The sequence below is a fragment of the Paradesertivirga mongoliensis genome (assembly GCF_024436395.1).
Taxonomy (GTDB): Bacteria; Bacteroidota; Bacteroidia; order Sphingobacteriales; family Sphingobacteriaceae; genus Paradesertivirga; species Paradesertivirga mongoliensis.
The window spans coordinates 199,516-211,585 of sequence record NZ_JAFMZO010000004.1; the positions used below are offsets into that span (position 1 = coordinate 199,516).

9 protein-coding genes are annotated in these 12,070 nt (G+C 43.2%); 4 read left to right on the forward strand and 5 right to left on the reverse strand.

Annotated elements, in window-relative coordinates; all coding sequences use genetic code 11:
* The first annotated feature begins 8 nt into the window (after positions 1–8).
* Positions 9–476: an XRE family transcriptional regulator gene (locus J3P43_RS16415; protein WP_255904465.1), complete on the forward strand. Its 468-nt coding sequence runs from the start codon at positions 9–11 to the stop codon at positions 474–476.
* A 161-nt stretch (positions 477–637) separates the two neighbouring features.
* Here the strand turns inward: J3P43_RS16415 and J3P43_RS16420 are convergent, their stop codons facing one another.
* On the reverse strand, positions 638–1,102 hold the full coding sequence (locus J3P43_RS16420) for a hypothetical protein (protein ID WP_255904467.1): 465 nt from the start codon (positions 1,100–1,102) through the stop codon (positions 638–640).
* A gap of 325 nt (positions 1,103–1,427) precedes the next feature.
* Here J3P43_RS16420 and J3P43_RS16425 point away from each other — a divergent pair, with 325 nt between their 5' ends.
* Positions 1,428–3,134, forward strand: coding sequence for a CHASE domain-containing protein (locus tag J3P43_RS16425; RefSeq protein WP_255904469.1), 1,707 nt, complete (start codon positions 1,428–1,430; stop codon positions 3,132–3,134).
* A 40-nt stretch (positions 3,135–3,174) separates the two neighbouring features.
* Here J3P43_RS16425 and J3P43_RS16430 read toward each other — a convergent pair whose 3' ends face one another.
* The 4 genes from J3P43_RS16430 to J3P43_RS16445 form a co-directional block, all read right to left on the reverse strand.
* Positions 3,175–4,056, reverse strand: coding sequence for a DMT family transporter (locus J3P43_RS16430; RefSeq protein WP_255904471.1), 882 nt, complete (start codon positions 4,054–4,056; stop codon positions 3,175–3,177).
* 169 nt (positions 4,057–4,225) lie between these two features.
* The gene (locus J3P43_RS16435; RefSeq protein WP_255904473.1) at positions 4,226–5,800 is read right to left on the reverse strand and encodes a sialate O-acetylesterase; all 1,575 of its coding nucleotides are present in this window, start codon (positions 5,798–5,800) and stop codon (positions 4,226–4,228) included.
* Positions 5,801–5,959: 159 nt separating this feature from the next.
* The gene (locus J3P43_RS16440) at positions 5,960–6,178 is read right to left on the reverse strand and encodes a YdeI/OmpD-associated family protein (protein WP_369414811.1); all 219 of its coding nucleotides are present in this window, start codon (positions 6,176–6,178) and stop codon (positions 5,960–5,962) included.
* A complete protein-coding gene (locus J3P43_RS16445; RefSeq protein WP_255904474.1) occupies positions 6,088–6,546 on the reverse strand; it encodes a YdeI/OmpD-associated family protein in 459 nt (152 codons plus the stop codon). Before J3P43_RS16445 ends, J3P43_RS16440 begins: the two co-directional genes overlap by 91 nt.
* A gap of 276 nt (positions 6,547–6,822) precedes the next feature.
* Between J3P43_RS16445 and J3P43_RS16450 the strand changes: the two genes are divergently transcribed.
* Together J3P43_RS16450 and J3P43_RS16455 are read left to right on the forward strand one after the other, a co-directional pair.
* Entirely contained in the window at positions 6,823–10,551 is a 3,729-nt protein-coding gene (locus J3P43_RS16450; protein ID WP_255904476.1) for a hybrid sensor histidine kinase/response regulator transcription factor, read from the forward strand.
* A 381-nt stretch (positions 10,552–10,932) separates the two neighbouring features.
* A complete protein-coding gene (locus tag J3P43_RS16455) occupies positions 10,933–11,961 on the forward strand; it encodes a right-handed parallel beta-helix repeat-containing protein (RefSeq protein ID WP_255904478.1) in 1,029 nt (342 codons plus the stop codon).
* The last annotated feature ends 109 nt before the right edge of the window (positions 11,962–12,070 follow it).

Here is a 12,070-nt window from a genome sequence, read left to right on the forward strand (position 1 = left end):
CACATACTATGAGTACAATCAAGAACCTCGATAAATTATCCGGATTATTTGAAGAAGATATCTTACAGAAACTGGATGCGGCCGCCGCTGTACATTTAAAGCAATCTAATATTGAGTTTACAGTAGTTAGAATGGATGATAAAAGTGTAGTGGTAGACACCGAACAAGGGAAAACCAGTGGCAACTATGCCAATTTTAAAACCTTGATAAAGAGAACACGGGAAGTGTTTGACAAATTCCTGCCCTCCGGTTACGAATTACTGGTTAACCCCAGAGAGTTTGCCGAATTTGCAGCAACAACTGTTACGCCGGCATGGATTGACCGACAGATGCTTGAAAAAGAAGTTCGGATAAAGCAGATAGCTTTTGACACCGGACTTGATCGAAAAGATATCTCCGGATGGGTAACAGGCGAGAGAAATATGTCTCAGATTGTGAAGGCTATGTTCTACTACTATTTCAAGAGTTTGAATTAAGAGCTGGTCATTCTTCTTTCCAGCGAAGCCGAACCGAACAACCATTCGTCTTTGCGAGGTGCCATGCTGGCCTTTAGCGGGCCGTGACACGGTGATCTGCCGCCGATGCAGAACCAGCCAAAGTTATACCCGCTCTCCCTACTCCTTACAATAACTCTGAACTAGAATGGCCGGAAATTAGGTCGGCTGGTTAAGGGCGAGAAAGCCCATGGAACAGAGCTTAGTATTACCAGAAATCCAATGCTAAACCAAACTGCGGTGGTTTTAAACTTTTCAAGATCGGCTTGCTGACGCTTTGCTTTTGCAGATCCGATGGTAATGATCAGAATTGCAATAAACATCATTAAGCTATGTTCCATTCCGAAAAAGCGGATTTCCCGTAAATGGACCGCGTCTTTAAAATTATGTAAAAAATAGCCGGTTATCGGACTGACGAAATAGAGCCCAAGCCCTAAAAGGAGCTGAATATGAGCTATAGTGGTGGTCCAATGCCTTAAAGAGTTGTCAAACCTTGTAAAATCTCCCTGGGTAAGCCAGCCGCGATACGAGCGAAACATTGCAAAAACGAGGCTCGCCAATACAAGCCATCGAACCAATGAATGCAGTGCTAACAATGTTGAATACATATTGTATGTCGAAACAAACTCTGCAAATATAGATCTTTCAGCTGTTGTTGTCCCTTTTACCTCAGTGGCAATGATCTGCCGCTGGTATTCTCCATGACATCCTGGATAATATTTTCTGGTGCAGACTCTTCTGTGCTCAGGGTACGGATGCGATAGAGGCTCTGACTTAGCAGAAATTTGGCCGGTAAATTGAATTAGAAGTTGGTCCCAACAAAGGCAGGGAACTCACGTTAATACTGCAAGCTTAATACAACGGCCGTTAAACCGTCTTGACTTAACCGTTAAGTTCAGGGTTAAATTTCTATATATGCGGGTCCAACAAACAATGAAGAATTATTATCCGGCCATCCTGATATTCGTAAGCTTAGTCACTTTTACCTTTTATACTTATCACGAGTTAGCCGCTACCCGGAACGCAAGAAGGGAAAAACTTTTCGAACAACGTGTTTCCAGAGTGACAGAGTTGTTAAGGAAGCAAATAATCGACTATGTGCAAATTTTAAAAGGATGTCAGGCGCTCTTTCACGCCTCAGATTCTGTGACGGCGGATGATTGGAAAGAGTATGTGGAAACCCTTTCTTTGTCCATGGACTATCCCGGTATACAGGCCGTTGCATATGCTGAATATATTGACAAGTCATTCATTCCCGCAATTGAAAGTGATGTCAGGAGAGGCGGGTATCCGGAATTTAAGGTAAAATCTAACTTCCAAAGTGATAAGCTCACCCCAATTATATTTATTGAACCCTTTACGGGACGAAATCTCAGAGCGTTCGGCTATGATATGTATAGTGAGACAAGGCGGAGGGAGGCAATCGACAGGGCGCTGATAACCGGCCAGCCGGCTTTGACCCGGCGAGTAATATTAGTTCAGGAAACAGAAGAGAATATCCAACCTGGCTTTTTATTGTATCTGCCTATTTATAGGAATCATGAAGCAACACTTACAAAACAACACCGGAAAAAGAATATTAAAGGATTTGTTTACAGCCCTTTTCGTGCTAACGATTTAATGCAGGTGGTTTTTAGCAGATTCACGGATTTACATATTGAAATTTATGATGGAAATATAGCGGCGAGTCAAAACCTGCTATTTAAGTCTGATACTGGTGTTTATGCTTTAAAAGCAATAAAAAGGCGAAAAAGAAGTCTTCTATCTGATTCCACAACTTATATCGCCGGAACACAATGGAGAATGATTGTACTGCCAACGGATACGTTTGGCTCTACAGTGGAGAGCCGCGAACCAGCTTTAATTTTAGCTTTTGGATTGTCTATCTCTGTCTTGCTGGCTATCCTTAGCATTCACATCATCAGAAACAAAACAAGGGCAGTTGAAGATCTGCAGTTAAGCAGAGAAATTGAACGCAAAAAAGACGAGTTCATCAGTATTGCCAGTCATGAGCTCAAAACTCCCCTAACGAGCATTAAGGCTTATCTTCAGTTATTAGAAAGAGGGGACCTAAAGAACAATGAATATAATTTTGTTAAGAAATCACTTGCCCAGATTAAGAAGCTTAATAATTTGATAGCAGACTTGTTAGATGTATCAAAGATTCAAGCAGGAAGTTTACAGCTCAACCTGGGAGATTTTCCATTAAAGGAATTAATCTATGAAAGTATCGAAGCTGTTGGACATATGTACTCAAGCCATGAGATTGTTTTGGAGTCAGAAGTGCCTGAAATTAACCTCCATGGCGACAAATTCAGACTGGAACAGGCGCTTACCAATCTTTTAATTAACGGCATAAAATACTCCCCCAGATCGACCAAAATTTCTGTAAGCGCTACACTGGATAACAATGAGGTGCAAATAAAGGTAAAAGACTCAGGTATAGGAATATCTACTGAAAGCCAGGGGAGGATTTTTGAAAAATTTTATAGGGCTGAGGGGCTTTCATCAAACCTGTCAGGCCTTGGCATGGGCCTCTTTATATCAAACGAAATAGTGGGCCGGCATAATGGACGTATTGCCGTAATTAGTGAAGTTAACAAAGGTTCTGTTTTTATAATTAAGCTGCCATATTCGTAAGGCAGCTGAGTTTTGAGATAAATATGGAAAGGTTATCCGCTTACTCTTTTCTTGTACCGAATCTGCTTTGCTGTCCTCCATATAACGCCACAATTACCATGGCAGTTCCGGCTATGGTGTATAGGGTTATTGGTTCGTCCATGATTATCCAGGCATAAGCGAATCCGAATAAGGGGCAAAGAAACAACCATAGAGATGCTTTAACTGCATCGATCCGTAAAAGGTGGAACCAGCAGATCAACCCCACAACGGAAACAGCGAGGCTGAGCCAAAGAACAGAAGCAGTAAAGCGTATATCCCAGTTTACCTGATCATAGCTACTTAGCAAGAATGTAAACGGCAGCAGAAAGATGCCTCCCAGAAATACCTGCCAGCCGTTGATAAGCAAATTGGGTAACCGCCAGTTAACCGATGCATAATAAACGCTGGCAAATGAAACCGCCACCATACTCAGGAGAAGAAGGAGAAGCCCTCCGATGGTGCCATAGCTATTCTCGAGCAAGGGCCAGGCTGCAAGCACAATTCCTGCCATACCCAGAACAATACAGAGAATTTCTATTAATGATGGTTTTCTATTCAGCAAAAATGCAGAGAGGATAACAATAATAAGAGGGTTGGTAGAAACCGCCAGACTTCCAATACCAGCTGCGGTATTTTTCATGGCATATACATACAAGCCGAGGTACAGACTCGTGTTTAGAAGCCCAAAGATGCCGAGTTGTCTCCACTCTACCTTATTTGGCAAACGATAATTATCTCCTGTTTTCGTCAGATAGGAGAAGCCCAACAGAATAAATCCGGCAATGAAGAACCGTATATTCGCCAACACGAGGGGAGGTGCTGATTCTACTCCAAACTTCGTAGCGACAGAAGCTGATGCCCACAGAGCAGAAAATATAATGCCTATTAATACCTGTTTCAAAGTGCGACAAATGTAAAGCTAAGCAGCAAACTGCGCCACTGTGTTTCGTTTCTTTACATTGAGGTAACCGTACCCTGCCTGCTTTGCAGCATATGAATTCGGAAACAATTGTAGCTCAGCAAAATTTCTAAGAAAGACTCTGCGGGAATAAAGCGTCTTATAAAAAAACTTACCACTCGTCTGTCCTGAACGGAGATGCCGGCAGGTTTTCCTTGCTGCTGTAAATGCTGATCAGCGGGTTTTTTGCCCATGCGTACCGCACAGCTACCGGCTTTGTTATATCCGGACTGCTCACCAGAATAGTATTGCCTATTATTTGAGCCTCAGCCTGAACAAACTTTTTGTCCTCGCCTGCAATGGCAAAGCCCTGCAGCTTTCCCGATTTTGCTGTCAGGCCCGCATCGGTGTGTTTGAAATATAAACGAATCTTATTTCCTTCAACCTGCAATCTATCATACAAAGGTCCCGAATAGGCTACATCTTTCTGGCCATATGCCAAAGCCAGGGCCGCTAATGAAAGTCTTCGGCCAATTTCTTGCTTATTTTTTGGATGTATGTTTCCGGGGTTTTGAGGGTCTGCATTGTCTATGGCCACAACCATTGCAGTATTGGGGATCGAGAGATTTTTTCGCTGAGCGTCTCTAACAGAAACCATCGGATCTTCCTTCACCGGCTCTGTGATCAGATTCCCGTGGTTTGCCAGCTGGACGTAAATGAATGGAAAGTCGCCCTGTTTCCATTGCTTTCTCCAGTCGGTTATTAAGGCTTCCATGATCTCCCTGTAAATGTCCGCCGACGGATAATTTGACTCACCCTGGTACCACAGGGCGCCCCGTATAGCGAACGGAGCAAGTGGAGCTACCATGCCATTCCACATCACAAACGGACTGTGCTGATCCCGCTCAGGGTTAACAGCAGTTCGCGGTTTTCTTGGAGCCGGTTTGCCTTCAGCCCTTGCTTTTGCAGTATCCAGTCTCCACTGATTTAGGTCCCTTGCTGCTTTATTGAGCAGGGCAGTATCCGTGTTCGCTTTTGCATATTGCTCAAGCTTATCGCGAAAAGCGGTTAAAAGTCTGGTAAACTTCGGGTTAGCCTCTAAGGCGGGCTTGCTGGTCCATGCCTCCGCGGTACTGGCTCCATATGCTGTTACTACAAGGCCAACCGGCACTTTAAGTTTTTTTTGAAGATTGCGCGCAAAGAAATAGGCCGCTGCCGACATATGTCCTACAGTTTTTGGAGTCACAATCTCCCAGCCAGGTGTTTTAATTTCGTCCAAAACCGGAACACTCGGCGTGAAGTCTGCATCAATTACCCGTATTAGCGGATAATCGGCATTTGCCAGTTCTTCAGCTTCATTAAATACTCCGGCCCAATTACGGTCTTCTTTAGCCACGGTCATGTCCATGTTAGACTGGCCAGAGCAAAGCCAGACCTCGCCTATATAAATATCGTGAAGTGTTAGGGTGTTCTTCCCCTTTACGGTCATAATGTAGGGGCCGCCCGCCGAAAATTTATCAAAATATAACATCCACTTACCATTTGCCGCAGCAGTAGCTTGTTTCGTTTGTCTGTTAAACGTTATTCTTACCTGTTCACCCGGGTCAGCCCATCCCCAAACCGGCACCGGCTTGTCGCGCTGAAGAACCATATGACTCGAAAAAACACTGGCAACCCGTACGTTGGCTTTGAGGTTTTGAGCGATCAGAAATGCAAATAGCAGACAGGAAATTTTCAGCGATTTCATTGTGCATGTATAAATTGGTTGCAGCGAACATGGCTTTTATAATGATAAGATGCAAACGGAGCGGCCAAAAGAACTGTAATAATTTAGTGATAGACGTTGAATCTTCTATCTGCGGACGAAGCAAACGAGGAGGAATTATCGTCTAATTTTAAATAAGTCTCACCTGAACTGTTTAGGCTTTAGCCTCTGAGCCGCAAGTTCTGCCACCTCTTTTATTCGGTTTTCTCTGGTTTGGGGCCGTTTCGCCAGCGCAATCCATGTCAGGATCATCTTTTTTGCCGACTTGCTTAAACTGAAGAAAAAGTCGCCGGAACCCGGGTGTTTTTCGAATTCCTTTTCGAGTTCCGAAGGTATCTCCAGTTTCTCAACCTCATCCAGGACGGTCCAGTAACCGTTAGCTTTTGCAATCCTGATGCTTTTATAACCCGCTTCTCCATTAAGCCATCTTTAATAAGTTGCTCTACTTTCGCTTTATTGATCTTAGACCACATACTGTTAGCCTTCCGTTTAGTAAAGAACTGTACGAATTGCCGGTCGTCTACAGATTTTCTGGTACTGTCTATCCAGCCAAAGCAAAGTGCTTCGTCAACTGCTTCGCTCCAGGAGATGCTTGGTATATTCGATTGCTTTTTGTACTGAACAAGCCAGACAGATTGCTTTAAAGTATGGTTGTCTTTTAACCATTGTCTCCATTCTTGTCTGTCCTTTGCATAAAAGGTCTCGGCTTCTGGTTTTGTAAGTTGCATTTTGGATTTAGTTACGCAACACACAAGTTTTTAAATATCGTCTATACATCATGTGCATGCGTTGATTGTGAATAGATTAAAAATAATGTTTAATCGATGCCGGAATTTTATAAATTTACGGTAACCAAGATATAAACTATTTCATTCTGAAATAATCTATCCATATTAAATCATTTCAGGAAATAGGTTTGTCGCCTGTTAAACCGTTTCATGTGTTGTTTAAATAAAGGAAATTGTTTTGCTCTCCTGCAGATTGTCTTTATGCTGTTTGCGGGTATGTGCTACTGTCAGCCTGCGGGCCTGAAGTTTGTACATATAACCTCTCAGGATGGCTTGGCCCAAAATACCATTCATGGAATAATCAAAGATAAGTATGGCTTTATGTGGTTTGGTACCTGGGACGGACTGTGCCGGTACGACGGATATTCTTTTAAGACCTATATGTATGATCCGGATGACCCGACAAGTATTAACAACAACCGCATACATAATATCATTAAAGACAAAGACCAGAACATATGGATACGGACCTTCGATAACGACGCCTTATGCCGGTACAGCTACGAGCATGATAATTTTGAAAGGATTCCGAGAGAAAAGCTTCCCCAGTCGTTCTTCGACCTTACTAACCGCAGAAAGCATGTAGAAACCGTCAATGTCTTCTATCGCCATCTAAAGTGGAATATTGATATCACAACAAATTCGCTTATTGAAACAGATATCACGAACAGCCAAAAGAAAGTTTATCAAAAAAGCGTGGTAAAGCCCTGGTCACTGGGCGATTCGTATGTTACCGATCTCTATAAAGACGATCATAATATTTTTTGGGCAGGAACCTATAGCAATGGTATTAACAAGGCTAACTTAAATTTGAAGCCCTTTGAGCACTATTATAATGACCCGCTAAGCAAAGGTTCGATAATTGACAACAATGTTAGGGGCATCTGCGAAGATAAGGCCGGAAACTTATGGATCGGGACTAGGGACAAAGGCATCACCGTGATACGGGGACAATCTTACCAGCATATTGTTAAGGACGGAACCAAAACCATAAACGATAACCAGATAAGAAGCATTTACTGCGACAGCCGGGGCGTAATTTGGATAGGTACAAAAAGCGGGTTAAACAGTTACGATCCATCCACTGATACCTTTCGCGATTTTACACATAATGGTTTGAACAGTATTTCCGTGTTTGGAATTACCGAGGATAAGGAACGTAATCTGCTTTTTGCAAGCTGGAATGGTATTTATAAGTTTATTTATTCCCAAAATAAGCTGGTTCATTTTGATTTTACGAATACCCCCGTCGACAGATACTCCAGAGTAATCACTCAAGACAGCAAAGGCCAGATATGGGTAGGAGCGGAAGGAATTGGCGGATTGAGCGGAGGGATAACTGTTTTAAAGCCGGTTAAGGGAAAAACCGCTTATGAAATTGTAAGGCATTTCTTTCACAAACCTGGTACGAATTCTATCAGCGATAATAGGATTTTCAGTATTTACGAAGACAGACGTGGAATTATCTGGATTGGAACCGGCAACGGCCTGGATTGCTATGATCCGAAAAGAAATAAGTTCAGCAATTTGTCTTCAACGGCTAAATTCCCCCGATCATCTATTGCCGCTATTACCGAAGACGATAATGGCTATCTCTGGATTAGTCATAAAAAAGGAATCTCAAAACTCGATACCAAAACCCTCGGGCTGCGGAATTTTACTTTACAGGATGGCCTGCAGAGTAACGAATTTTCGGATGGGGCAGTTTACAAAAGCCGCTTTCATAACAAGCTTTATTTTGGCGGGAATAATGGTTTTAATGTTTTCAATCCCGATAGCATACTTCCTGAAAAAACGCTGCCAAATACGGTGCTGACAGACCTTCAGATTTTGCATCAGCGGGTAGGCATAAACGAAAAGATAAACGGAAGAGTAGTTTTGTCGAAGCCCTTGTACCTTACTGATAAAATAGAACTAAGCTCTGGGGACAAAAGTATTGTTATCGAATTTGCCGGGTTGCATTATTCCAATCCAAAAGCAAATAAATACGCATTTAAGCTCGAAGGCTTTGATAAAGACTGGGTGCATACCGACGCGGGCAGAAGAATTGCAACCTACTCGAATCTCGCACCTGGAAAGTATACTTTCAAAGTTATTTCTTCAAATAGCGATGGGATCTGGAATCTAAAACCAGCCGTATTAAATATCGAAGTGTTGCCCCCGCTCTGGGCGAGCACCTGGGCTTATTTATTTTATGGCCTGTTGCTTGCTGTGGCTGCTTATGCCTACCATCATTACGCCACAAAATTTACCCGGCTGCAATCAAAACTGGCATATGAAGTACTGATACATGAGAAGGAGAATGAGCTTCACCAAAACAAACTGGAGTTCTTTACGAACATCTCACACGAAATTAAAACTCCACTCACTTTAATTCTTGCACCCATAGAGCGGCTGCTCGGCTTATTAGGCGAAAATCAGGTTATCCGGACGCAGCTGACAACTATGCAAACAAATGGAAACCGTCTGTTAAAACTAGTTAACGAGCTGCTTGATTTCAGGAAACTTGAAACCGGAAACAAGGATCTTGAACTCAAGAAAGCCGATGCAGTACATTTTTTAAACTGCATAGTTTCTTCATTTAAGCCGCTTGCCGATATCAAGGGCGTAAACCTTGTGTTAGATTGTGCTCCGCGGCAATGCCATTGCTACTTTGATGAAGATAAGCTCGAAAAAGTTATATCGAACTTATTATCCAATGCGCTGAGATTTACCCCCGTTTCCGGGACGATCAGAGCAAGTTTCAGATTAAACGAACATCCCGGCACCGAGCCCGGATTCGTAAGTATAAAAGTGATAAACCAGGGAACTTGTATACCCGGGGAAGAATTAGAACTCATATTTAAACCATTTCAACAAGGTTCCGGAAACAGGCAGGGGGGAACCGGTATCGGGCTGGCCTACAGTAAAAGTTTGGTCGAACTTCAGGGCGGGCGCATCAGTGCAAGCAGCAAGCGGCTGAATTATGACCTGGCCGAGACTTGCTTCACCGTGGAACTGCCACTTCACCTTCATACCGATGCTACTTTTCAGGAATCTAAAAGCGTTAGCGAGCAGTTGCTTGACGATATACATCTGCCAGATATCCCGGGCGTATTTTCGGGAATAAAAACGCAGATGAAAATCGAGGAGAATAAACTCCTCATTGACGGAAAGTTACCGCTGATACTTCTTGTTGAAGATAATGTGGAACTGAGGCGGTATTTGAAAGAATTCTTTTTAAGCGGATACTCGGTGCTTGAAGCTGAAAACGGTAAAGAGGGACTGAAGCTGGCATTGCAGGAACATCCCGACCTCATCATAACCGATGTGATGATGGCTGAAATGAATGGCTTCGAATTCTGCAAAAAAATAAAATCTGATTTAAAATCAGCGCACATCCCTGTCATTCTGTTAACAGCCAAGTCACCTCTGGAGGATAAGATCGAAGGGATCGAGATGGGAGCAGACGACTATATAACCAAGCCTTTCAGTCTGAGTTTTCTGGCAGCCAGGGTCAAAACGCTGCTGATCGCAAGGAATCAGCTGAAAGAAAAGTACAGAAAAACTGCATCTCTGAGGCCTTCAGCAGAGATCCCGAGCTCTCCGGATGAAAAGCTGCTTAGAAAAGTTAAGCTCTATGTAGAGGATCAACTGTCGAATTGTAACCTCTCTGTCGATGATATTTGCGAAGCCGCAGGTTTTGGCCGCACTCAGCTTTATGCTAAGATAAAAGGTATGACCGGATTGAATCTTGCCGAATTAATCAAAGAGATGAGACTGGAACGTGCCAAGCAGTTACTAAAAGATAGAAAATTCAATGTCAGTGAAGTAGCGTTTATGGTTGGCTTCTCAGAAGTAGACTATTTTAGAAAGTGCTTCAAAGCGGAATTTGGAATCACTCCATCCGAATTCGCTAAAATCAGTTCAGACAGCAAGCATAAATTGCAGGACGGAATTGAGTAATATATGAACCGACTCTGCCTGAGTGTGCACCGCCAGGATACTTTGACAATTTTACAGCACACTTCCGAACGCTAAACCAAGCTATTCCGAACAAAAGTACTCGTTTTCCTGGCGTCACAGCTCCATCTTTACAATAGGCAACCGCAATTGAAATAGACTGGCAATCACCGGTTTTGTCGAATGCCTGCAACCAAAGTATTGACATAGCTCGGATTAATGGCCACTTAAATAGGTACATCTGAAATGGGTCGCATCTGATTAGAAAAGCCACTCATAATAAATACAAGCCGGCCAGGCCACCTATCTACGTCAAGTCGAAAAAAAGAGGACGCCGAAAATCTCAAGAGTAGGCATTATATTATAAACCAGTTATAAAACCAAATGAAAAAAATCAATTCATTCAGGAGTTCGTTCCTGAAAGTCGCAGCTTTAGCTGCCGTAATCGCAATTGCTGGCTGTAGCAAGTCTGATAATCCTGCAAGCGAAGAATCTTCATCGGTTGCAGGAGGGGGCAAAAACCCTGCAACAGTTAAAGCTTACACAAACGAGGTGAGATCTAATGGATCGGGAGGTTACATTTGGCGCACCGACGGCGTAGACAGAGGAACCACGAGTAGTCTTTCAACAGCGATTAAAAATTGCATGCGTGCTAATACTCATGTCGATATCATAACCGGTGGCAATTTAACCGAGCCGATTGTTATACCTGGAGATAATGTAAGACTATGGTTTCATAATGTTACGATTTACAGAAAACACAGTGGTAATGGTATTACAAATACTCGAAATGGTTTTGAATGTCACGACCTGATTTTGCGAGACGGCAGTAATGGCTATGGAATTCGCAGCAGCAGGGCCAGCAATCTTAAATTTAACAATGTTAGAATCTATAATAGCCCCTGGATCTCGATGCGAATAGACAGCAGAGAGAGCGAGGCATGGAACTATACCATCTACAACCTTACCGTAACAAACTGCACATTCGACGGGGGCGGTGGTCACGGGCTTGAGACATACGGTATAGACGGGGTTAACATACAAAACATCGTTGCCAGAAATAAGGCAGAATGCGGGGTACTACTCAACCAGACCAAAAACGGAACTGTCGGTACGATAAATGCTTATCGTTGTGCTACCAACACCGGTTATGCAGGCTATCGTTTGGCTAATACCTGCAGTAACATTACTACCGAGATGTTATATGCTGATCAATGTGGCAGAGGATACTTTGTGCTTTCAGGCAGCAATAACACCACTTTAAAGAACTGCCGGATCACAAATGGCACCGGTATCGGCGTTTGGCTTGAAAACGTAGCAAATTGCAAAGTTCTGGCTGGATGTACCAATGACGGCGTTTCGGTTAGCGGATCAGGTAGCTATGCTAATGTTAGCACCAGCGGCTGTCCATAATTAAAGAAATACAAGTGACCTGTACGGTCATGCTATTCAAAAGAGGCTGCGTTTAGCAGCCTCCTTTTTGTTCTGCAATGTAATCGACCAACCCGCGATACTCCGGCTG